The organism is Paenibacillus campi, assembly GCF_034659835.1.
In the GTDB taxonomy this organism is placed as follows: Bacteria; Bacillota; Bacilli; order Paenibacillales; family Paenibacillaceae; genus Saccharibacillus; species Saccharibacillus campi.
The window spans coordinates 432,556-457,073 of record NZ_JAXSQZ010000002.1 but is presented as its reverse complement, the minus strand read 5'-3'; the positions used below and the strand labels follow the sequence as shown (position 1 = coordinate 457,073).

At 45.1% G+C, this 24,518-nt stretch carries 16 protein-coding genes, 2 tRNA genes and 1 CRISPR repeat array; of the genes, 1 reads left to right on the top strand and 17 read right to left on the bottom strand.

From position 1 onward, the window contains the following. Positions 1 to 710 precede the first annotated feature (710 nt). The 8 genes from U1I11_RS07190 to U1I11_RS07155 all read right to left on the bottom strand — a co-directional run bounded on the left by U1I11_RS07190 (position 711) and on the right by U1I11_RS07155 (position 8,824). On the bottom strand, positions 711 to 995 hold the full coding sequence (locus tag U1I11_RS07190) for a hypothetical protein (protein WP_322905157.1): 285 nt from the start codon (positions 993 to 995) through the stop codon (positions 711 to 713). 354 nt (positions 996 to 1,349) lie between these two features. Then, positions 1,350 to 1,421: transfer RNA gene (locus U1I11_RS07185), tRNA-Val, on the bottom strand. A 480-nt stretch (positions 1,422 to 1,901) separates the two neighbouring features. Then, the gene (locus U1I11_RS07180; protein WP_322905155.1) at positions 1,902 to 2,669 is read right to left on the bottom strand and encodes a stalk domain-containing protein; all 768 of its coding nucleotides are present in this window, start codon (positions 2,667 to 2,669) and stop codon (positions 1,902 to 1,904) included. 560 nt (positions 2,670 to 3,229) lie between these two features. After that, positions 3,230 to 5,110: an Ig-like domain-containing protein gene (locus tag U1I11_RS07175; RefSeq protein ID WP_322905153.1), complete on the bottom strand. Its 1,881-nt coding sequence runs from the start codon at positions 5,108 to 5,110 to the stop codon at positions 3,230 to 3,232. Positions 5,111 to 5,290: 180 nt separating this feature from the next. Then, entirely contained in the window at positions 5,291 to 5,707 is a 417-nt protein-coding gene (locus U1I11_RS07170; protein ID WP_322905151.1) for a hypothetical protein, read from the bottom strand. A 23-nt stretch (positions 5,708 to 5,730) separates the two neighbouring features. After that, entirely contained in the window at positions 5,731 to 6,402 is a 672-nt protein-coding gene (locus U1I11_RS07165) for a uracil-DNA glycosylase (RefSeq protein ID WP_322905149.1), read from the bottom strand. Positions 6,403 to 6,964: 562 nt separating this feature from the next. After that, positions 6,965 to 8,068, bottom strand: a complete 1,104-nt coding sequence (locus U1I11_RS07160) for a Gfo/Idh/MocA family protein (protein ID WP_322905147.1) — start codon at positions 8,066 to 8,068, stop codon at positions 6,965 to 6,967. 96 nt (positions 8,069 to 8,164) lie between these two features. Beyond that, complete coding sequence (locus U1I11_RS07155) at positions 8,165 to 8,824, bottom strand: ThuA domain-containing protein (protein WP_322905145.1); 660 nt, start codon at positions 8,822 to 8,824, stop codon at positions 8,165 to 8,167. A 269-nt stretch (positions 8,825 to 9,093) separates the two neighbouring features. Here U1I11_RS07155 and U1I11_RS07150 point away from each other — a divergent pair, with 269 nt between their 5' ends. After that, the gene (locus tag U1I11_RS07150; protein WP_322905143.1) at positions 9,094 to 9,948 is read left to right on the top strand and encodes an AraC family transcriptional regulator; all 855 of its coding nucleotides are present in this window, start codon (positions 9,094 to 9,096) and stop codon (positions 9,946 to 9,948) included. A 308-nt stretch (positions 9,949 to 10,256) separates the two neighbouring features. Here the strand turns inward: U1I11_RS07150 and U1I11_RS07145 are convergent, their stop codons facing one another. The 9 genes from U1I11_RS07145 to U1I11_RS07105 all read right to left on the bottom strand — a co-directional run bounded on the left by U1I11_RS07145 (position 10,257) and on the right by U1I11_RS07105 (position 22,920). After that, a complete protein-coding gene (locus U1I11_RS07145) occupies positions 10,257 to 11,114 on the bottom strand; it encodes a Nif3-like dinuclear metal center hexameric protein (protein ID WP_322905141.1) in 858 nt (285 codons plus the stop codon). 95 nt (positions 11,115 to 11,209) lie between these two features. Beyond that, complete coding sequence (locus U1I11_RS07140) at positions 11,210 to 13,675, bottom strand: alpha-glucuronidase (RefSeq protein ID WP_322905139.1); 2,466 nt, start codon at positions 13,673 to 13,675, stop codon at positions 11,210 to 11,212. 86 nt (positions 13,676 to 13,761) lie between these two features. Beyond that, the gene (locus U1I11_RS07135) at positions 13,762 to 14,277 is read right to left on the bottom strand and encodes a hypothetical protein (RefSeq protein WP_322905137.1); all 516 of its coding nucleotides are present in this window, start codon (positions 14,275 to 14,277) and stop codon (positions 13,762 to 13,764) included. A gap of 440 nt (positions 14,278 to 14,717) precedes the next feature. Beyond that, positions 14,718 to 14,803 (bottom strand) — tRNA-Leu (locus U1I11_RS07130). Positions 14,804 to 15,573: 770 nt separating this feature from the next. Beyond that, the gene (gene gtfA, locus U1I11_RS07125; protein WP_322905135.1) at positions 15,574 to 17,022 is read right to left on the bottom strand and encodes a sucrose phosphorylase; all 1,449 of its coding nucleotides are present in this window, start codon (positions 17,020 to 17,022) and stop codon (positions 15,574 to 15,576) included. 62 nt (positions 17,023 to 17,084) lie between these two features. Then, complete coding sequence (locus U1I11_RS07120) at positions 17,085 to 18,977, bottom strand: glycoside hydrolase family 13 protein (protein WP_322905133.1); 1,893 nt, start codon at positions 18,975 to 18,977, stop codon at positions 17,085 to 17,087. A gap of 538 nt (positions 18,978 to 19,515) precedes the next feature. Then, the gene (locus U1I11_RS07115; RefSeq protein WP_322905131.1) at positions 19,516 to 20,352 is read right to left on the bottom strand and encodes a carbohydrate ABC transporter permease; all 837 of its coding nucleotides are present in this window, start codon (positions 20,350 to 20,352) and stop codon (positions 19,516 to 19,518) included. Next, positions 20,352 to 21,236: a carbohydrate ABC transporter permease gene (locus tag U1I11_RS07110; protein ID WP_322905129.1), complete on the bottom strand. Its 885-nt coding sequence runs from the start codon at positions 21,234 to 21,236 to the stop codon at positions 20,352 to 20,354. Before U1I11_RS07110 ends, U1I11_RS07115 begins: the two co-directional genes overlap by 1 nt. A 379-nt stretch (positions 21,237 to 21,615) precedes the next feature. Continuing rightward, the gene (locus U1I11_RS07105) at positions 21,616 to 22,920 is read right to left on the bottom strand and encodes an ABC transporter substrate-binding protein (RefSeq protein WP_322905127.1); all 1,305 of its coding nucleotides are present in this window, start codon (positions 22,918 to 22,920) and stop codon (positions 21,616 to 21,618) included. A 1,163-nt stretch (positions 22,921 to 24,083) separates the two neighbouring features. Continuing rightward, a CRISPR array of direct repeats spans positions 24,084 to 24,452; the repeat unit is 32 nt; unit sequence CTTTCAATCCACACTCTCGCACGGAGAGTGAC. Positions 24,453 to 24,518 lie beyond the last annotated feature (66 nt).

Sequence of the window (24,518 nt, the reverse complement as noted above, 5' to 3'; positions counted from 1 at the left end):
TTTAGGTGTACGTATTTAGTTTTGTTATGTAAATTTAGATTTATACATAATTTAAAGAAAGACATATGAATAATAGGATAACTGACATAAAAAATGTATTCATGCTTGTTATATGAATTTTATATTTTTGGTCTGTTATCGGTGATCAAGCAAACGAGCCTGTTGTTTTGTTCGCAAAAGAACAAAGCAACAGGCTCGTGGTCGATATGTTGTTATGAATTGAAATGGTCATTTAAAAGATAATATTATTAGGATATTTGGCTGCGCAAAAACATCTTTTTATTGCACTCCGTGGTTGAAAATCACAAACACTAGTAGCTTGTATCAAATACATTTACGGTTTATCGATCTAACCATTGCTTGATGATGAATCGGTTAAGGTACGTTCAAACACAATTTCCATTTTAGACAGACTACTAGTAGCTTGTCTCAAATTTATCCAGGGATTGCGTTCGTCTGAATCCTTCACGATTCAAGCAGGGTTCAGATGGACGTAACCTTACATCTTCCTGAGACAAGTCACTAGCAGTCTTTCCTTACCCTTTATTCCTTTCCACAATGAAGTGCTTCTCCTAGCATACGAGTTGGCGTACACGTCATAGCACCACATGATGCATATGCATGGAATTATTGCTCTAGTTGAACTATATAGCCATAAAAAGAACCGCTACATATAGCGGTTCCAATAAACAGTAGACCGTCTACAACACTTAATTAACAGCAGACAGGTGAACTAAAATAATATCTATAAAGGTTAATTCGGTTTCAATCTGTTTGACTTCATTATTACGTTCTTCAATCTGCACGTCCAAATCCTGCTTCGCTTTTTCAAAAAGATGGAGAACACCTTCATCAAACTTGTCCCTATGAGCTTTAGTCAATGTATTGAATTTGAATTCGAGATTATAGGTTTCGGATTCAAGTTTGTCTTTTTGCTCCTTTAATGCTTGCTTTCTTTCCTCAAGTTCTTTTCGCCATTCTTCACGCACGTCCATATATTTCACCATCCTAATTAGATTAGTTTAGTTACTTATACATCATAAACTAAAATCAACAGTTGGTGAAATATAAAATTATCCATGCCTATGACTATAATCGAACTTGCATAAGGCTGCAACGCCTGCTCTTTTATTGAGCTATACAGACACGCTAAAAGGCCGGCAAGTTTACCGACCTCGTTGTTTTGTTCGTTTGTTATTTATAAAAATAACCTGTGTAAAATTAAGCTCATTTGGTCATTCACTCTATGATCGATGACAGGATTCGCATCCAATTCGTATCACGTCTCTTTTCTAAGCCTCGCTTACTTTATAAAAAAAAGCCCTTGATTCCTCAAGGACTTTCGGCGATGACCTGTAGTGGGATCGAACCACTGACCCCTACCCTGTCAAGATAGTGCTCTCCCGCTGAGCTAACAGGTCGTATTACAATAACAAGATATAATATATCAAATTATACAATTGACGTCAAGCACTAAATAACCTGCTTTGATCGTTAGTTAGATATAGTGCACAGACCAAGTTAAATGTTAATTTTGATTGTATGCTGAAATCCTTATCAATAAGAGCTTGAGCCAGTGTCAAAATAAAAATTAATCTCGGTCCAAGTAATACTAATGATTGGACAACCATATTATGCCGATCTCAGCCAGATATCGATATAAAAACGAATAGAAAAAGCTGCAAGTACGTTGCTGCTTGCAGCTTTTTCTAAAAGCATTATCTTGACCGAAATTAATTTGAGTGTTGAATATGTTTTAAGATCGTATGGATCAAGATTTCAATACACAATCAAAATTAACATTTAACTTGGTCGAGATAGCATTATTCATTATTTTGTATTTATTGGCTCTATTTCAGATACTGTTTATTTGACCATTTCAGTTTTAGCAATGATCCCTTTTACAACTTGCTCACCGAGCCTGCAATCGCCACGAGTTGATCTTTAGTCAACGAAGAATCGAGTGTGCGGATCGTGAAGTAGTTGTCGTTTAGCTCGAAGGTGAGTGACGCGCTCATTGTTGACGTCGCTGCATAATAGGTGCCTGTTACACCATTGGCAAGTTGTACTTTGGTGCCGCCTTTGCCGAAGTCACCGCCGCTATTGTCACGTGCTGCTGCCGATACGATCATATGCTTGTAGAGCAGGTTTACGCTGTCTGCGCCGTCAGCAGCGGCAACTTTGACAAATTGATCCTGGCTGCCGATTTGGGTAGGCGCATACGGTGTCGCAAAGCTTGGTACGCCGAAGTCGCTACGCGCCTCTTTCATTTGCTGAATTTGGCTTGCCGTGTAGGAAACGGCTTTAACACCGTTGCTAGCTGTATTACCCGTAGAAGGGTTGCCACTACTAGTGTTTGTGCCGGAAGAAGTGCTTCCTTTGCCGATCGATACTTTACTTTGTGCTGCATTATAGTTAACCGGTACATTCAGCGCATCGGCAAGTGAGCGTACAGGCAAATAGGTAGAACCATTATACGTAATCGGTGCCAGCTCAGTGCCGTTAGCACCTTTCGGTGTGTAGGCTTTGCCATCGACTTCAATTTGGATACCGTAATTCATATAAGCTTTAATCGCTTCCAGTTGTGTGCCGGCATATACGCCTGCCGATCCTGTCATAACCAAGCCTGCTGTCATTGCAGCTGCTATCCATTTTTTCGTTTTCATCATCAGGTCTCCTTTGTAATGTTATATTCTGGTAGATGATACTAGGCTGCTCTTTGTATTCTGTAAACAGATTACACTACAAATGTATCATTTCCGGCTCGCGCTTGTATCTAACTTGTAAACATTCGGGAAAATAATCGGTTGATACAGATTCGCGACTATTTGCCTGATGTGCATACAAAAAACCGCCTGTCCCATCGCTGAAGATGTTACAGGCGGTGCCGATTCCATATAAACTACCACGACTAGTAGCTTGTCTCAAATTTATTCAGGGATTGCGTTCATCTGAATCCTGCACGGTTCAAGCAGGGTTCAGATGAACGCAACCTTACATCTTCTTGAGACAAGTCACTAGTAGCTTGTCTCATATACATTCAGTGTATGTCTTTATCATCATCGCTTGATTATGCACGTATTCAGGTACGTTCGAACCTGATTTTTAATGGAGACAATCTACTAACGTTATGCTGCAATGTGCTGCTACCAACAAACTACAGCTGAAGTGATGCTCGTTCACCATTTGTTAGACTGAACACGTAGCCCTGCCAAAAGAGCACGATGATTTAAAACTTATCTTTGACAGATACGTTAATTGTCACTCGTTTGCCACCATACTCGGCTTTAATCGACGCGCTACCTTTGCCTACAGCTGTAATACGACCGGATGTTACCGTCGCAACCGCGGAGTTCGACGAAACCCAGATCGCGCTTGGGGACACATTGATCACATCGCCACTATCATATTCCGCCGTCAGCGTAGCGACCGCATTCGTGCCGATTGCCAGTTTGAATGAGCTTGGGGAGGCAGTCAGCTTTTTCAGTTGTGCGCTGACCGTTATTTTAACGGTAGCAGACAGACCTTGATACGAACCAGTCAATGTAGTTGTGCCTACGCCTACCGTTTTTACATTGGCACCTTTTACGGTAGCTACAGCCGGATTAGAAGATACCCAGTTCATTTTGGTGGATAGTGTCACACTTTTGCCATCTGTATACGTGCCGACTACTTTGATCGCTTTGCTTTTGTTTAAGCCAAGCTCCATATTCAGTGGAGAGACGTCGAGCGACTGAATTTTGCCTTCCATTTTCACGCTTACCCGTACGGAATCGTTCAGGTACGTTCCTTTAAGGCTAGCTGTGCCTTTGACAAGCGCTTTGATATTTTTGCCTTGAATTAACAATTTATCTGTACTGGATGTCCATTCCACATTATCCGTTACGTTCACCGTATTACCGTCGGCATCGATCGCCGTTACGCTTGGCAATGCAGCCGAAGAACCGACAACAACACTTATGTTATTCACCGACGGCATCATCGTCAGCAACTTTGTTTTGACGCTAACCGGAATGCTGACTTGCATATTGCCTACTTTGCCGACCAATGTCACATCACCAGCATCTTCGGCGGTCAGCTTGTTGTTGTTAATGGTCGCGACTGAACTATCGATGCTCCAATCGATATCTTTGGACAGATCGACGGTTGTGCCATCGACAGCGATACCTTTTACTTTCGGAACGGGTACCGATTTGCCTGTTACTAATTCAATCGAAGTTACGCTTGGTTCCAGCCTTTTCATCGTTTTGTATACGGTCACTTTAAAGCTTTTAGTAAAATCTTGGTATTGCGCTTTGATCGTTGACGTGCCTTCGATCCAAGGAGTCAGCAAACCGCCGGTAGCAGTCACATTGAGCGGATTGGACGATGTCCATGTTACATCAGCAGTCACATCTTTAACCGAGCTTGCGTTTACGACTTCCCCTTTAACCGGCAGTGCAGGCTGTCCGATAAACATCACTTGATCGTCTTCAGGTGTCAGGATTAGTCCTTGGAAAGAAGATCGTACATACAGTGTCGTGCTTGCTGTCAGACCAGCGTATTTGGCTGTCAGTGTAGTCGTGCCTTGGGAAAGTCCGGTAACTTGTCCTTCAACTACTTTGGCTACTTTGCTGTCATATGTAGACCAGGTAACCGTATCGGTAACGTCTACAGTCGTTCCGTTTGCTTTCGTAGCTGTTGCCGTAAATTCATACGGTGTGCCGATCGTTACATTCACCGGCTCAGTTTGAGACAGTGTCAGAGTGATATAAGGCGAGGTAACCGTCACCTTTTTGGTGGCAGCGAGATCACCGTATTTGGCTGTGATCGTAGCTGTACCTGCACTTACAGGGGTGACGCTTCCTTCTTTATCGACTTTAGCTACAGTAGGCGTGCTTGAAGACCATGTGGCTTTATCCGTTACGTCTGTTTTGTCGCCTTTTCCATCTACCGTATACAATGTCTGGTCGCTTGCATTATCATCAAGCGATAAAGTCAGCGCATTGTCATCGGCAAACTTTAGTGATACCGCACTTGTATCAGCAGCGAATACTCCACTTGGAAAAAGCAGTGTACTCATGAGCAGAAGCGACAACATCCATCTTCCTAATTTCGCAGTATGTGTCATTCATTTCTCTCCTTGAGTTATAGTTTCGTCTGTGTTCATTCCTTACTTAATATCGGAACCAACCGCCCAAAATTGAAGCATCGACTGTAAAAAAGCTCATTTTTTTGCCAAAATAAGACTATCGTCCCGTATGTAGCGACGATAGTACTCGTTTGTTTTGTTATGATTATAGTAACATACTTAGCAGCCTCGACGCGAGCGCACGACAAACACATGATCCGCCTTCGTAAATACACGCTGATCATCAAGCACGACCCGTTCACGATTGTGCTGAATCAGCCGTGCAAACGGTTCGATTAGCTGATCGCCCTTCCAAATCATCACTTTGGAGCCGAATAAAATCGCATTGTCAAACTGAACCGGCTGCTTCATCACATAACCGACCGAATTTAGCTCCCATGCGGCGGAATTTAAATCTTGTGGCAGCATATCCAGCTCTTTAATATGCAAAATATCGTTGAGCAAAATATGGATCGAGCCTGGCTGTAAAACGAGCCGATTTTTGTCCACATCCCAGTGCTGAATCGTGCCGTAGAGCCTAGAATGATATTCGTCATCCCGCGTGATTACGACTTTTTTGCCTTCCCACTGTTTCATAATCCCACCTCCACGCCCCATGCTTAATGCAACTCCGGAATTGCCCAGTCTACCGGCTGTTGACTATGCTCTTGCAAAAATGCATTCGTGCGCGAAAATGGACGGCTGCCAAAAAAGCCTTTGCGTGCGGCAAACGGGCTCGGATGCGCCGAGCGAATGACTAGATGATGCTTCGTATTGATCAGCGCTTCCTTCTCTGCCGCATGATTACCCCACAGCAAAAATACGAGCGGCTGCTCCCGTTCATTCAACAGCCGAATGATCGTATCGGTAAAACGTTCCCATCCTTTTCCACGATGCGAAGCCGGCTTGCCTGCACGTACGGTCAGCGCAGTGTTCAACAGCAGCACACCGTGCTGACCCCAACTGACGAGCGAACCGTGCGCTGGCACAGGTACACCGATATCTTCTTTTAACTCTATGTAAATGTTGCGCAAAGATGGTGGTACTTTCACACCGGGCTGCACCGAAAAGCTTAACCCTTCTGCCTGCCCGGCACCATGATACGGGTCCTGCCCCAAAATGACTGCTTTCACCTCATGATAGGGTGTCAAACGAAGTGCCTGAAATAATAAATCACGCGGCGGATACACGGTATGCTCCTTATATTCTTCATCCAACCAGCTCATCAGTTCCTGAAAATACGGCTGCTCCATTTCGTGCTTTAATATATCGTCCCAGTCGTTTCCAAACATAAACAACATCCTTTCTTTTTTTCCATCAAGGTCAACAGTTATGACAAGCGGATTATGCGCTTGTTTGTATCTATGATCGATACTAAACTTTCAGCGTGCTTCATTGTGTTATTACCCTATTTTTATGATAATGTATATTGGGGTTTGTTTCAGCTGTTTTTTGTTTTGGGAGGATGCTCTTGCAAACTTTATCTGCGTGGCAGGTACCACTCCGCGAAGTGCTGCTTACAATATGAAGTTTGTCGCGCATGGAGCAGGGCTTCAGGGAAGGTTTCATTTTGAAATGCTTGTAGGGCGTGATGAAAGGCATTAGCGTGACTTTGTATAGCTTAGTGCTTTAAAGGATTTATATAATTTAGATCATGCCAAACAAAAACGCTTTGTCTTCTTGCCACATTAGCGTAGCGAGAAGGCAAAGCGTTCATTTATCCTGTCCACACCACAGGATAAGAATTGGGGTGGATCGTATTTTTTACGTTCTTTTATACGCTGTTTATATGCCTCTACGGTCGTGGATAATGCATCGATTATGCATAGACGATGTTGTGTGCTAACATTCCTTTTACCTTACATGCCCTTTCACAAGTCCGGTTGGCAGTGAACGGGGCTGCTTGCAGCTTGTTTGCAGGGTCACGTAGGTGCCGGAATCGGCGCTGCTATGGAATGCATCCATCATTTCCAGTACGTGACTCGTTAAATCGCCGCCTGCGCGTGGGGTGCCGCCGTTTAGTATACAGTCCGCCATATCAGCGATACCGATTCCGCGGCTATTGTCCGCATATTGATGCAGCAGTGGCATGTCCATAAATTCGTCTCCTTGCGCAGTACGCAGACGAATTGGACCGCCAAATGTATTCGGGTCGGGAACGATCAGTGTACCTTGTGTTCCGTAAATCTCAATACATGGCAATGTGCTGCTCCATACATCAAAGCTCGTAATAAGCGTAGCAATGGCACCGCTATGAAAACGAACCGTACCGGCGATATGAGTCGGTACTTCGACATCGATCACCTCCCCAAAGCGCGGTTCGCTCGTAATGGTGCGCTGTGCGAACGATTTTTTGGTCATACCGGCTACCGTTTGTGCCGAGCCGAGTAAGGAAACGAGCGCGGTTAAATAATACGGACCCATGTCATACATCGGGCCGCCGCCTTTTTTGTAATAAAACGATGGGTTCGGATGCCAGCTTTCATGTCCATGATTGACCATAAAGGCGGTTGCCGCTACCGGCTCACCGATAAAACCATCGTCGATCAGCTTGCGACATGTTTGCAAACCTGCACCGAGAAATGTGTCTGGCGCACCGCCGAGCAGTACACCTTTGTCCTCGGCTAGGCGTACTAGCTCTTGGCCTTGCTCGGATGAGAGGGACAACGGTTTTTCTACATACACATGCTTGCCCGCTGCCAGCGCCTGACGGCATAATTCAAAATGGTCTTTGGGCGTAGTCAGATTGACGACGATTTCAATCTCGTCGCTAGCGATAATTTGCGCGGCTGTCCATTGATGTGGAATGCCGTATTCGCTTGCTGCCGCGTCCATTTTTTCAGGATGCAGATCGGCGCACGCATACACTTCGGTATTGGCAAACGTACGGGTCAGATTTTCCATATAAATGCCGCTAATATTGCCGCAGCCGATAATGCCGATTTTCACTTTACGCATAATAGATTCCGCCTTTCTCAGCATGGTTGCAAATTCAGTGTGACTGCAAATGTAGTAATGTTCTGGTTTTCTAAATCGAGCGGGTGTATGTACCGTTTAGCGTGCTGCCCACACCATTCCACGGCGCATCAGTTCTTTTGCCTCAGGAATATCAAAAATATTCGCCTGGTGACCAAGTGAGTTATAAAATACTTTGCCTTCACCCCAACGCTTCGTATACACAACCGGCATTACAATTTCCCCGTTGGCGGAATGAGCGCCTTCACTTTTGCGGAATGTCGTCGTGGCGAGCACGTCTACAACCGGATCGACATGCAAATAATATTGCTCCGAACTAACTTGAAAATCCGGGATACCTTCGATCAGTGGGCTAGATGAAGTACGTACCATATTCACTTCATAGTCAACCCCATCATTAAACGGATGCGCTACCCATTGCGATCCGGTCATAAATTGCCACTCAACACTGTTACGGAAAGAGTCACACATACCGCCGTGACAACCTGCTATGCCTACACCGCCTTGTACAGCGCGTAGTACTGGTTGCAGTTGCTCATCTTTAATTTCGCCCATCGTCCAGATCGGCACGATTAGATTGAGGCTTTGCAAACGTTCCTCATCGAGAAAAGCATCCAGCGTATACGAAATTTCGGCTTCAAAACCTTCATTACGCAGCACATCGGCAAAAATATCGGCAACTTCTTTCGGCTGATGTCCATCCCAGCCACCACTGACGAGCAATGCTTGTTTTTTCATATCGATACGCTCCTATCTTCAGTTGAAATATGTCTCTGCTCTATGCAGGTATAGCCAAATTGTAATGCAAGCGCATACAATTTGCGCGCCAATTTCATTGTTTCAGTGGACATTTTTTGCTAATATCGTACAGAGTGACCTATAAAAAGTATGGTGAATTGCAATCGAACTGCTACTCTTTTTGACAGACAATGACGGTTAATCCCAATCGCTTGGCTATCGCTGCTTAACAAACAGTCGGTAAAAGAGCACGGATGAGGTGAATGATCATGCGCGCATTTCATGAAACACGTTCTTATCATAAAGGTTGGCCAGTGCAGATCGGTTTAGTGCACAATATGAGCTTTCTCGCACACTGGCATCATGATTTGGAGTTTATTTATGTGCGTCACGGATCGGTGCGTGTTGGCATCAATTCTGAAGTACAAACATTGCAAGCTGGTGAATTTGCCTTTTGCGGTAGCGGAGATATTCACTATTATGAACATACCGGTGCCGCTTCTGAGCTAATTATGGTCATTTTTAATCCACGGCTAATCGGTGCGCCGGCGGGCTGGCCGACTGAGCAGCGTCAGCATTCCGGCTTTATTTTGCGCTCGGAAGTTGAAATGGCGCAATTCGGGCACACTGATCTGACCGGACAACATATGCGGCAGCAGCTCGGCACCATTATGGAACAGCTACTTGCCGAACAACAGCACCAGCAAGCTCATGCCGAAACGGTCATCACCGGACTGCTGCATATGCTGGGCGGGCTTTGTTTGCGCTGCATGCCTGCACATGGCCCTGCCATCCGACGCAGAGCGAGCGCTGCTCATCTTGCCGTTATGCAACGCTTGCTCGACTGGTTGGAACAGCATTGCACGCAACCGCTCACTTTGCAAGATGGTGCGGATCAGGCAGGGATGAGCGTATTTCACTTCTCTCGCTTTTTCAAAAATGTAACTGGCATCGGCTACAATACTTACATTAACGAGCTGCGTATCCAGCGCGCCGAACAGCAAATGACGATCCGTGAACGCAAGCTGATCGATATTGCGCTTGACTGCGGCTTTGGCAATGTACGCACATTTAACCGTGTATTTCGCCAATTGCGCGGTTGTAGTCCGTCCGAACGGCGGTAAACTAGCAAATACAGAGCGGATGCGGGAAAATCGCCTAGCTCCACCTCGGCACTGATATTTATTGATGCTGATTAGGTGGAGCTGGATTGGTGATGCTCTGTTTGCGAAGTCAAGTCGCTATTATTTCCCGGAAAATGTAGCGCTAGTACGTTGACCAAGTTAAATGTTAATTTTGATCATGTACTGAAATCCTGATAAATCAGATTTTAAAACAGATTCAACAGTCAGATTAATCTCGGTCAAGGTACTAGGTTGTTCAAGCTTATGAAGCGCATAAGTTGATTACAATCCAAGCTATAGCCAAATGGTTATACGATCCAAAACACAGGCTCATTTGCCACATCATGTACCGCTATCCCTTCATACCGCTTGCGCAGACGCTCTGCCAGCCACTCCATCCCTGGTTGTTCACTTTCGGCATGTCCAACCATCATAAGCGCCTTCATTCGCCCTTGCTCGACCGCATCACGTACATATTCCGGCAATTCCCATTCCGGGCCTTCGCCAGCGATTAGCACATCGACATCATCCCGACCGAGCAGCGGCAAACCAAGTGTTGCTCCGCCACGATAACCTACCAGCAGACCGATGCGCTGACAGCGCTGTTCTGCTTTTCCGGATAGACGAATATAACGCGCCTTTAGCTGCTGCTTTAGCGATACCGCTAGGTCGTTCAGAGCCTGTGCTTGATCCAGTTCCACAATCGCCCATGTTGCCGTTTCTTCCACAACCAAGCTACGCCATTGTAGACGTTCCAACAACCCTTCCATAATGCCATCCGGCTGTTCACGATGAATGACATCATGCACACGAATAATATGCATGTCCGTCTGCTGAATCAAAGCGAGCTTTTGCCGATACACCGGATCAGCATGTAACAGCTCGTGCTGATCATGATGACTATAAAATAGCCCTTCATGCACAATCAGCACATTCGCGCCCCATGCTGCCGCTTGCGCAATCATACGTTGACTAGCGGAAAAGGCAGTCACAATACCGGTTACGATCGTATCCACTGCCCCCGTTTCCAAACCGTCGACGGTCGCTCCCGTTTGTTGGCGCTTGCTCATCGTATCGGAATCGACTCCGAACAGCTCGTTCATAATATGCTGTACTGTGTAGTTTGTGCCTTGTGTATCGGTATGATGGGACATGTCCGTCTTCATCGTACATTGATTGCTCCTTTCTATCTATCACTGTTGCTATACGGTCTATCCCTGCTGCTATACGGTCATTTGGGCTAATGTCCGTACTAACAGACTCAATAGATCACCCGCTCATGCACATCTGCAATCCCGCTTTTACGATAAAAATAACTGTTAATTACATCGCGCCATTCTTTGGCATGCTCCGCTTGTTCTGCTAACCGCTCTGCCACCTGTGTATGCAAACCCGGTGCGATCTGCCCTTTTAACATTTGCCATCTTTGCAGCAAGCCAAATGCCTGTTCTGCGCCGGTAAAATGCGTATCATAAATATGCTGAATAACCGTTTTGCCTGAATGCAGCACATGCGTATACGGCACATGATGGAAAAAGAGCAACAGCTCATCCGGGCAACTTTCCAGTGAATCATACCGCTCCCGATTCACCGCTGCATATTGCGCCGTATAACCTGTTCCGGTGGTAATCGTCCGATCGACCCCAATGCCTACATGATCAGCATAATGATACGTGCCCCACGGCGAATATTCATAACCGTCCACATTTGGCCCATAATGGTGATTCGGATTGACCATCCAGCCAATGCCGAGCGGAGACGTATAATTTTCATAAATCGATAGCGAAGCAAGCAACATCGCCGTTATCGCCTCAACGACCTCGCTATCTTGTCCAAATACTAATGTCGCCCACTCGCGTGCAATCTGCTCTGCACTCAAATCCGGCTCCCAGGCAAGTCGTCCTAACCCGTACCAATTTGCCTGTGCTAGCAAATGTCCCGTCCAATTCCCATCTGCGCCCGTATTGCCAACCGCGGCAATCCCGTTCCATTCCCGCTGCCAGATCGAGCCATCTACAATTCGTTTTACCGGAGCAAAGCGTTGATGGACACCGGTATCAAAGTCCAAAATTTCTTTCCACTGTGGCACCAAATAACATACATGGCGCTGCTGTCCCGTATATTCCTGCGTAATCTGAAATTCCAGCAGTTGATGCGTCTGTTCCATCGCGCCAAATAACGGCGATACCGGCTCACGCACTTGAAAATCAAGCGGCCCATTTTTAATTTGCAACATCACATTGTCGGCAAACTTTCCGTCCAATGGCTGAAAATGATCATATGCCGCCCGCGCTCGATCTGTCGTCCGATCGCGCCAATCTTGCTTGCAGTTATACACAAAACAACGCCAAATGACCTGCCCGCCATACGGTGCTAATGCCGCCGCTAGCATATTCGCTCCATCTGCATGATCACGCCCATATGTAAATGGCCCTGGGCGATTTTCCGAATCCGCCTTCACCAGAAAACCGCCAAAATCAGGCACATACCGATACACATTTGCCGCTGCTTCCTGCCACCAGCGCCGCACCGCTTCATCAAGCGGATCAGCCGTAGACAATCCGCCCGCTTCAATCGGTGCCGCAAAATTCACGCTTAAATAAAGCCGAATCGCATACCGACGCAAAATATTCGCTACCTCCGCCACATCCGGCAAAAAAGCATCGGTAATAAACAACGTCTCTGTCGCATGCACATTCACATTGTTGATCGCAATTGCATTAAAACTAGCCGAAGCAAGCAGACGCGCATAATCATGCAGTCTATCCCAGTCACGGGTAAACGCATTATGTTGATACAAAAAAGACGGTCCAGCATAACCGCGCTCAATGCTGCCATCCGCATTGTCCCAATGATCGATCATACGTAATCGATTTGCCGGGCGACTGACGGTAGTTAATTGTTCCAACGGCTGTCCGGTGCCAAGATGGCGCAGCAGATGGAATGCACCATACAGCAGCCCTGCCGCGGTTGGGGCAAGGATGATGATTCTTGCACCTGCTGTATTGAGGTTGATGTTAGCAGTGGAGATAGCGTCAGAGCTAGTATGAGCGTGCGCTTTTGCTTCAGTAGCGTAGGTATGATCGCCTTGTGCAGTACGATCGCTATGTACAGCATCGCTACTGTCAGCCGGCAATGCGCGCAGTACATAACCTTCAGCACCTTGTGCCTCTCCATAACCGATACATTGCTGTATATCATCATATGCGTGTGGGTACATCGTAGTTAGCCATTCGGGAAGTTCGTAGGCGTTCGGTGTCGATATGTTGGATGTTGATGTTAGGGCTGATGCAGGTGCTGGGGTAGGTGTAATCAGCGTATGTAACGGAATGAGCCAAATGCCTGTATGTTGTCCGATAAAAGGGAATGGCTCTGGATTGGCAGTGCCATCGGTGTCCATATGTGTAGCGGTATGAGTGTCCGACTTCGCCTCGGTGTGCGGCGTCATATAGTTATATTGCACACTTTGTCCAAGCATCGCGCTAATGCCGCGTGCCAGCTCACTTGCTGCTGTCTGTACAACCGGATGCTGTTGCTCGGCGATGACATGGATATGACGACAACAGTTTGCCCATGCTTCTGCATTGTCGGTAGCCGGGAATGTTGGTAATGGCAGATAAGAAAGCCAAGCATCGTAGCCGGTTTCATAGCGTTGCAGATCACGTTCGGTATGGATCGTTTGCGATGATTGAGATAATGATGCAGCGGAGTAAGATTGGTTTGACATGATTGTCCTCCTGTGGTGTAGTCTGTTCTGTTTATCGTACCATTTTTGGATACGCTTTCAATTGATGGATTATAGGTTGTTACCCCTTATTTTTTAGGTTGGGCAATAATTAAAGATTGAATATTTTTTGTTACCTTATCTTCTTCTATCTTCTCCTCATAAATTTTGTTCACCATCGAACATAAAATACTTGTGCGTTTTACTCTAGAGTAAATATTTCTTGAATAAACCATTGCAAGTATTCCTATTGCAAAAAGTCCTAAACTTGCTATGAGTGCGCTTGATAACATGTATCCTGTTTTACCGCTTACTCCTTCCAATTGCTCCTGTACCTTAGCTGAATAATTACTAGCAAATGTAAGCGCAGCATTTCCTAAAGTAGCATATATAGCAAATCCAGCAATCAAAGTATTGCCTGCTTTTGCACTTTCAAATTCTCCTTGTAAATCGTCTTTCAGCAAGCCTAATTCTTCTATGCTAAAAGTCTTTTTCAAAATCATTTTTATATCATTTAATTCTTCAAACGTAGTTTTACGAGTGATTTTAAATGTTTTAGTTAAATAATTATAGCCACTATTGCTTGCTAATAGACTTTTACTCATCCATATTCAACTCTTTTCTAGTTTGAAAATAAATACAGATATTAAGAATATATGCTACACAGTTTAACAAGTTTCTATATAAACACTATATCGACAAATCAAGCGTAAAATTTTGTTTTTATATTATAGCCTAATATGAAAATGAGGCTGAATTTTTCCAACCTTAAAACGCAATATCATAGCTATTCAATGACGTTGCTACATCATCGCATATAGGACAAGGCGAGATAAAAAAGACGTAATTCCGTAAGGAACTGCGTCGTTAAATGCATCTTTCTATACTCCGTTGTAATATTTGTATGTGCATCAGATACGTAGGTAAGAATCAACAGCGTATCGTAGTATTTTTGCAGATAATTACATGGATACACAAAAAAGACGGCTCCTTCTTATTGAAGAAACCGTCCGTAAACCCCATACCTTTGCGGATTTTATACGTATGCCGAGGACGGGGGTCGAACCCGTACGGTAGTCACCTACCGCAGGATTTTAAGTCCTGTGCGTCTGCCTATTCCGCCACCCCGGCATAATATTAAAGTGTAGTTCTGTCACAGATGTTGCCTTAGTTACCATACTATACTATGTATGCTTGCATTCGATGATAGCTACTGTGATTGCCGAATACCAATATATCATATAACGAATTGTTCAACTTGTAAAGCAAAATTTTTTATACGATTTACCCATTATAAGCTAAGCCTTCACAATACCGATCACGACAAGCATTTCTCATCAAAAACAAGTATACTCTCACCTAGCAATTGACGTTTTCAGCTTACTTCCAGCAGCCATATTATTTAAGGCGTATACGCAAACTCGTAAGCTGCGAGCCGCACTTCACTGTGGGAAGGAAATAAGGAGTACAGACGACTTTTGAACAAGGAAATTTACCGCCTTTCCCTATTCGTAGATTCCCTTGTGAGACGGACGTCCGTCCCTTTATTCTGTACCGCAGTGGGGAGGCTCCAAAACGCTAGGTTTGCGTACACGCTCTAGTGTCCATCTTTAAATTATTTTACAGATCGTTCCTCATATGGTTCGTCTTCTTCCGACTAAGCTGTATATGCCACTGCTTTCATTGACAACTACAACATGATCTTTTCGACCGTTACTATGACCAAGTTGCGATTGTGAACACACTTATGAATATAAGCACATTACAAAAAGGAGCGTATGACTACACACGCTCCTTTCTCGCTGCAAAACCAAACTTTTACATATCGTGTATATATCGTGCCTTCCCCCAACACGACGAGCTTCCCTTCTTATCCCTACTCCCACTTTAAAAATAAGACTTTAAAACACCTTAACCCATCCCGCACCAGCACGATTCTCGCTAATTGTAAACGCATGTGTTTTCAAATTCGCTTCCAGGCGAGCTGCTGTATCGCTATTCGTCCACGTGATATGCAGCACATTGTCGCCAGCTTCCTCCACCGCAATCTCACCGTCAAATGCTAGACTCGTATTGCGGAAACGCAGCAGATCAAACAGCTTTTGTACGACCGGACGCTGTACTTGCTGTGCCACTTCATCTTTGCTGTAATAGTGACGATTAATATTGCGCCCTTCCTTCGTACGTTCCAGCAGCTCGATATCGTTTTCCCCTGCCAGCAAGCCGACATAATAAATTTGCGGGATGCCTGGCGCAAAACATTGGATCGCACGTGCGAGCAAATACGCTTGATCATTATTGCCGAGCGCAGAGTAGTACGTACAATTAATTTGGTAAATGTCCAGATTGTTGTACGCTTCGCTGCTGTAGATTTTTTTCACATTGGCACCTTTGCTGTACAGACTTTCGCGCGTCATTTCAGCTTCTTCGTCGGTCATTAAGTCTTTGACATCGACGACACCGATGCCGTCATGTGTATCCAATGTGGTGAACTGTTTGCGTGGGCAAATGTGCAGCCAATGTGCCAGACGATTCGTTTGTCCGCTATACAGCGCATGCAGCACGAGCATTGGCAGTGCAAAATCGTACACATAATAGCCTTGCTCAGCGATTTTGAGCTGGATGCTGTAATGCTCGTGAATTTCCGGCAACACTTCAACGCCATGCGCTTCGGTCAGGTCGGCAGCATATTTGAGCATATTCCAAATGTCCGGCTCAACGAAAAAGCAGTTAGTACCGATCTTTTTGTTAGCATAGGCAAATGCGTCCAGACGAATAACGGATGCGCCTTGCTCGGCGAGGAAATTTAGATGATCCCGAATAAAACGACGGGTCGTCTCGGTCGTAACGTCCAGATCGATCTGCTGCTCGTCAAATGTACACCATACTTTTTCCTGTGTGCCGTCTTGGAAAGTCACTTCCACATAAGGAGCACGTGGTTTACGTTTATAGATCAAGTCCACATCCGCAGCGGTCGGCTCGCCATTTGGCCAAAAATCTTTGTACCGAATAAACAGGTCAGCATATTCGGACTCGTCCTTTTTCGCCAAAAAATCTTGAAAATATGCCGATTGCTGTGAAATATGATTAATCATAAAATCGTACATCATATAAAATTTGTCGCTCATCCGGCGCACATCTGTCCAGCTGCCTAGCTCTGGATCAACTTGAGTGTAATCCATTGGCGCAAAACCACGATCGCCGGAAGACGGATAAAATGGCAGCAAATGCACACCGCCAATAACACCTTCCAAATGCTGGTCCAAAATGTCCGCCAGCTCGCCCATATGACTGCCTAGACTGTCGGCATACGTAATGAGCATTGCTTTGTTTTGAATCGACTTCGACATGTACGGATTCCCCTTTTCATCGTGTTAGTACTACACGCTCATTGGCTCACTTAAATGTACGGTCAGTTAGCTTGAATCGTACGGTAAATCACCGTTTCAAACGGACGAAGTGTACCGCTTTCATGATCGTCCATATTGCCGAGCATCCATTCGCCGCCGCTAATATCGGACAGTAAAATAGTGCTATTTGTAAAATTACACCAAACTGTCCAAAATTCCTGCTTGTATGTGCGCGTATAAGCACCAATTTGTTCGGAATCCGTATAAAGCGCCGCATAATCTCCATAAATGAGCGCTGGATGCGCTTTACGCAAACTTGCCAGACGGCGATAAAAATGCAGCACCGATTGCTCATCTTGAAGCTGTGCTGCCACATTAATCTCGGTATAATTCGGATTCACTTGCAACCACGGCTGTCCAGTCGTAAAGCCAGCGCTGGCGGAGTCATCCCATTGCATCGGCATCCGCCCTTGATCACGGCTGCGTTTGTGCAAATAATCGAGTAATTCCTGTTCAGAACGTCCACGCGCAAGCTGCTCATTGTACATATTAATGCTGTCCAAATCACGATAATGTTCGATTGAGTCAAAATAATGATTGGTCATACCTAGCTCTTGCCCTTGATAAATGAACGGCGTACCACGCATTAAGAAATAATACGCCGCCAGCATTTTGGCGGAACGCTCGCGATAAGTAGCATCATTGGCAAATTTGGACACCGAACGCACATGATCATGATTTTCCATATACAATGCCATCCAGCTCCGCTCTGCTGTTGCAGTCTGCCAGTTGGACAACGCCTGCTTAAACTGACTTAGCTTCCACGGCTTGTATGTTGCACGCTCATACATCGACCAATCGAGATCGACATGATCAAATTGGAAAATCATATTAAATGCACCATGTTCCTCATCGACATAATGCTCCATATCGGTAACCGGCACACCAGGCGCTTCTGCGACGGTCAATGCGTGATGCGGCAACAGCGCTTCCTGTTTCATTTCTTGCAAAAAGTCGGTAATGCCCGGACGATTGAGACAGACGGAAGCGACCGGAATCGTGCCCTGGTCAGCGTCATATGCTGAAGATAACAAATGCTGATCTTTTTTGATGACTGTAATCGCATCGACACGGAAACCAGCGATGCCTAGCTCAAGCCACCAGTTCATCATGTCATACAACGCATGACGCACATCTGGATTTTCCCAATTTAAATCCGGCTGTTTGCGTGAAAAACAGTGTAAATAATATTCGCCAGTCGTTTCATCAAACTGCCATGCCGAACCGCCGAAAAAGGACGTCCAATTGTTCGGTGGCTGCCCCTGCTCCCCCTGCCGCCAAATATACCAATCTCGTTTATCATTAACAAGTGAACTGCGCGATTCTACAAACCAAGCGTGTTCATCTGATGTATGGTTGGCAACCAAATCCATAATGATGCGGATACCATACCCCGCCGCACGGTCGATCAATTCACGCATATCGTCCATCGTGCCAAATTCTTCATGGATGCGGTAATAATCACGGATATCATAGCCGTTATCATCATTCGGCGAATCATATACCGGGCAAATCCAGATCACATCGGCACCGAGCGCATGAATATAATCAAGTCGCTCGATAATGCCACGCAGATCACCGATGCCATCCCCATTCGTATCTTGAAAACTGCGCGGATAAATCTGGTACACGATGCTTTCTTTCCACCAACCAGGACGACGATTCAAAAAAGCTGTTGCGGAATCGGTTCCAGTTTGGCTAGCGGATAATGGTGTTGTTTCCTGCTGTGCGGGGGGAGTTGCTTCAACGGTTGCGGCGTTTATTGCGCTCGTAGTTGGAGTCGGTTGCCCGGCTTGAGCTGTTTGAGCAGTTCGATTGTGAGCTATTTTGTTCGTGCTACCGTCTACGATCATTTGTGGATCAGGCGCGTCGATCTTGATTATTTTAGTCATCATTATTCGGCTCCTATCTATATAAGGTTTCTCTGTACAGCACAAGCAACACAGCGATATATAACCAATACTTCATTTTGACTAAAGACACTTTTAAATAAATACAACGTTAATTTGCATCGATTCAACTTATGTGGGCAAGCAAATTCCCAGCGAACATACGTAGTAGCTTGTCTTAAGTGAAAATCAGGTTCAAACGTACCTAAACACGTTCATAATGATGCGATGATGACAAAGACATATCCTGAATGTGTCTGAGATAAGCTAATAGTAGGCTGTCTCAAGTGAACATCGTGTTCGAACGTACTTTAACCTATTCATCAGTAAGCGATGGTTCGATCGACAGACTGTACATGTACGTAAAACAAGCTACTAATCCTTTGACCGTGTTAAACATTAACTTTGATCGTGTGCTCAAACCTTTTTAAATAAGAGCTGGTAGCCGTTTTTAAATTTAAATCCATCTCGGTCAATGCACGAGAACAACGAACATATCACCCACATACTGCCGCTCGTGCTACCCGCTATCCAGCACTCTGTTTTACTTAATCGCACCTTGACTCACACCGCGAATAATATACCGTTGACCGAACAAATAGGCGATCAAAATCGGCAAAATCGTCAGCAGCAATGCGGGAATAAGCAGTTCCCAGTTGTTCATATACGTACCGTTAAACGCCTTCATTTTGATCGGCATCGTAAAATAACGCTCATCTGTTAGCACAAGTGACGGCAGCAAATAATCATTCCATATCCACAGCACATTCAAAATCGCAATCGTAACCGTAATGGGCGACAGCATCGGCAATACAATTTTGAAAAACGTTTGCGGGCGTGTACAGCCATCTAGCAAAGATGCTTCTTCCAACTCATACGGAATCGATTTAACAAAACCGTGGTACATAAACACCGACAATGCACTGCCAAAACCGATATACAGCACGATCAGAAAGCCGAGCGGTGACAGATCGATCCAATGCAGCTTTGCCCCATAAATGTAAATGAGTGGGATCATAATCGACTGAAACGGAATGATCATCGAAGCGACCATGAGCGCAAACAGTCCATTATTAAACCGTCCACCACGCCGCACCATATAATACGCCGTCATCGCCGCTAGCAAACCGATACAAATGACCGAGCCAATCGTCACAATGACCGTATTGCTAAATGACGAGAAAAAGTTCATTTTCTCAATCACTTCTGCAAAATGCGCCAGACTAAAACTCGTCGGCAACGCAAACGGACTTTCCAAAATCTCACCATTACTTTTAAATGAGTTAATAATAATGAGCGCGAACGGAAATACAAACAGGATGAAAAAGATGATCAGCAACGCATAGATGAGTGGCAATGTCACTTTTTTGTTCGCTACCATTATGCCGACACCTCGAGTCTTTTGCTAAAATAGACTTGCAATCCGGTAATGACCGCTACGATTACAAACAATACAAATGCTTCAGCTTGTCCGACGCCGTAATTGTTTTCGTTAAACGCTTTTTGCACGACTTGCATCGATACCATCGTCGTACTGCCATACGGCCCGCCAGCAGTGAGCGAGTAGTTCAGATCGTAGACCATAAACGCATTTTTGAGTGTTAGGAACACGGTTACGACAAATGAAGGCACCATCAGAGGCAATGTTACCGCACGCAGGCGCTGCCAGCCATTAGCGCCATCAATCGTTGCCGCTTCCAACACATCCTTCGGCACATTGATTAGCCCTGCCACAAAAATGATCATCATATAACCGGCAGACTGCCAAATCGATACGATCACAATCGCCCAGAACGCCATCGTCTCATCACCAAGCCAGCCAAGACGCAGCGATTCGATCCCGAATTTCTCCCCGAGCGCCGGTAATGTCTGGACGAAAATAAACTGCCAAATATAACCGAGCACCAACCCGCCGATCAAATTCGGCGTAAACAATGCCGTGCGGAAGAAATTTTGCAACCGTACCCCGGATGTAACGAGAAAAGCGAGCAAAAAACCGAGTATATTAATCAAAATGACCGTCGCCAACACAAACTTGACCGTCAGCCAAAGCGCATCCCAAAAGCGCTGATCTTGAAATGCTTCACGATAATTGCTTAGCCCGGCAAATTGCAGCGGATCGATCGGAGACGAGACGGTGTTAAACGTCATATACAGTCCATAGGCAAACGGCACAACAACGGCGAGACAGAAAAAGAAAATCGTCGGTCCGGTAAAAAACAGTTGCAATAACCAGCGCCGGGCTGGATTTTTATCAAACATCATTATACATACCACCTGTCTGTAAACGGTTTGGTTGGGGGAACAGCGTGCGTGAAGTTAGCCGTACAGCATTATTAGCTATAGCTGTAGTAGAATGTGGATGGCGATTAGATGATCACAAAAGTGAACTCATCTGTTCGCCGCTGGAAGGATACGCATAAATGGATGGCGATTCGTCATTTCATAGGCTATATGCATTGTCCGCTTATCCGGTAAGGCAGTCTGTCACTGTTCGTTTGTAATGATGGGCTAGACAGACTGCTTTTTTACCGGAGTTATGGAGTTGAGATTGGGCTGATCATTTTGTTCATTTTAAACATAAAGCACGATGAATATGCCAATTAGACGGGTAAACTTATCTCTTTATTTAAAACAGCAACACTTATTTCTGGTTTTTGTAATACGTTTCGATCGCCTGTGCCAATTCAGCACGGGTTTCTTTTTTGACAATATATTTTTGGATGTCCGGTGCCAAAATATTGCCCCAATCTTCGACTTTGACATAGTTGGAGCTAAATGGCATCGTGCGGTTTGCTTTGATTGCATCGGCAATCGCGGCACCAAGCGGGTTGCTTACTTTGTACGGATTGTTTTTGAATGCCGAGATCACTTGCGCTTGATTGACCAGGAAGTCCTGACCTTTTTGGTTAAATACGATCCAGTCGAGGAATTTCTTCGCGGCTGCTTGTTGTTCTGGTGTTGCATTTTTGTTGATGACCAAAATATTCGTTGGACCGACAGCGATTTTGTTGTTAAGCGGATTGGCTGGATTGTTATCTACTGGCACCGGCATAAAACCAAACGATTCGCCAGATACCGCTTTCAACGAATCATATGCCCAGTTGCCGTTAAACAAGATTGCCGATTCGCCTTTGCCGACGCTCACATGGGCATCATCATAATATTTGCCGAGCGGACGTTCACCATATTTGTTATATTCCGGTGAAGTGAGCAGATCGAGTGTATCGTAGTAGCCGTTCCAGACCGGATTACTTGCCAGATCAAATGTGCCGGCTTTGAGCTGATCAACAATCGTCGCTGGGTCAGCCGCTTGATTGAGGAACTGTGTGCTATAATGATTCGCCACCGACCAGTTTTCCGTCTGGTATGCGACCGGATACGTGACGCCGGATGCTTTAATTTTGTCCAACAGCGCTTTTAGTTTGTCGCGTGTATTGATCGAAAAGGGATCAAATGAGCCGCCGACCGCTTTTTCCACTACATTTTTGTTATACACGAGTCCGAAGCCTTCGATCGAGAATGGGAAACCGGCGATTTTGCCGCTTGCGTCCTTGACGCCGTATTGTGTTTCCTGATTCCATTTTTCCTGTGACAGGTCGATGCCAAAATCTTTGTATTTGTTGGTGATCGAATCAGGCGACATCATCGCCATTGTGACCGTTTTACCGGAAGCGGTCAGCTTGTCGAGCAAATTGACCGTATCGCCGACCGCGCCGGATAATGCTTCCACTTGAATGTCCGGATTTTCCGCCATAAAGTCTTTTGCCGCCTGCGCCCATTGGGTTGCGATCTCACCTTTACCGTTTGTAATGACAATATTCACTTTGCCATCGGCTGTTTGCGCCGCATTATCGGTTTGTGAGCTAGCATTGCCACAACCTGCCAACGTCAACGCCAGTACGCCGGACATTGTCCAAGCCAATGTTTTTTTCCAAGTCTTTTTCACAGAAATCCCTCCATTTTGAGTATGTGTGTGTGTAGCCTTGATTGGGAACGATACCAAAAATACGTATATTAACCGCTTTCATTTTCAGTTGTAATGATCGATGAATGCTTATAAGTGCTACATTCACGTCTATCTGAATGTTTCGTCTGAATTACTAGCTTCTCACATTGCTAATAGTAGCTTGAAATTCAATCGCTCACTAGTGATCCGTACAGCGATCGTTTGTATAACGGACAGACGGTATAATGATCTAGCCTAATGAAAGTATTGGTACGTCCATGCAGCAAAATAACTTGTGATGATTGGTAAGTTTGCTTTGCAGCAACTATAGTGACTATCGTTTCGTTTGCTGTTGTAATAAGCTGCTTGCAGTTATACATCCCGCTAAAAAAATATCGTTTATTCGTTGTTATCATACGTAAAATTATAAAATAGTAGCTGCACTCCCTTCTAAAGCTATTGTTATGCAAAATGATTGATCGTGTTGTGCAGATCGTGGCTAAGCTTCAAATGATAACCGGCTGTGTAGGAGCGGTTATAGTTATTGCTTATGCAGAATAACTACCAAATTTCCCGCCTTGCAATAATGAGTGTAAGGATTGACACGGTTTCAATGACTGGATTGAAGCTTGCAGCTACGACTAAAGTGCAGCTTATAGCAAGTGAATTGCTTTGTGAATTAAATATAGCATCGATTGGGAACGGTTTCAATAACTAATTTTAATTTTAGAGACTTATATTTTTTACGTTGTGTTTACAGTTTGATGGGCGAGATCGTGTAGGAGTAGTAGCTGTAAATAGGGCTTGGAAAGAGCTTATGATGTGCACTGCGTCTGAGACTGCGAATGCGAACGGCTGTGTTTGGATGTTGATCTGAAAAATAGAATGGATTGCCGATGTGTGTTAGTAAAGTGATCGAAGTATTATAGACAGCGCAACGCAAAAAGGCTTCTCAAAAAAGAAGCCTTTTTCAGGTGAAACATATGGGTTGATTGTATGCGGGGAGCGATAAACAGGAGCAAGTTACATTATCAATCTCTAATTTTCGGATGGAGAATGACTAGAGTCACAGATAACATAGTCAAATCGTTTAATAACTTTCAATCCACTCTCGCACGGAGAGTGACGGTCGTATTCCAAAACAATGTACCCCCGGTAATCACCTTTCAATCCACACTCTCGCACGGAGAGTGACACTCGCCGTACTTTAATGTCAGTCCTGCGGAATTGTCCTTTCAATCCACACTCTCGCACGGAGAGTGACTCCAATCCCAACTGATGTATCTGGAGAAACTAGAGCGCTTTCAATCCACACTCTCGCACGGAGAGTGACCCAAAAAACTGATTGCGCAACTCAACATAAGTACTTTCAATCCACACTCTCGCACGGAGAGTGACCCTATCCGAGCTTTATTGGTAACTTTAGTGGGTTCTTTCAATCCACACTCTCGCACGGAGAGTGACTTCGGATGCCGACACCTACTATGTTGAGCGTAATCCCTTTCAATCCACACTCTCGCACGGAGAGTGACTGCACGCTCTTTCACCCTTTACCCTACAAGGCATTTCAAGGCAAAAACGCGAACCTCCCTTTTAGG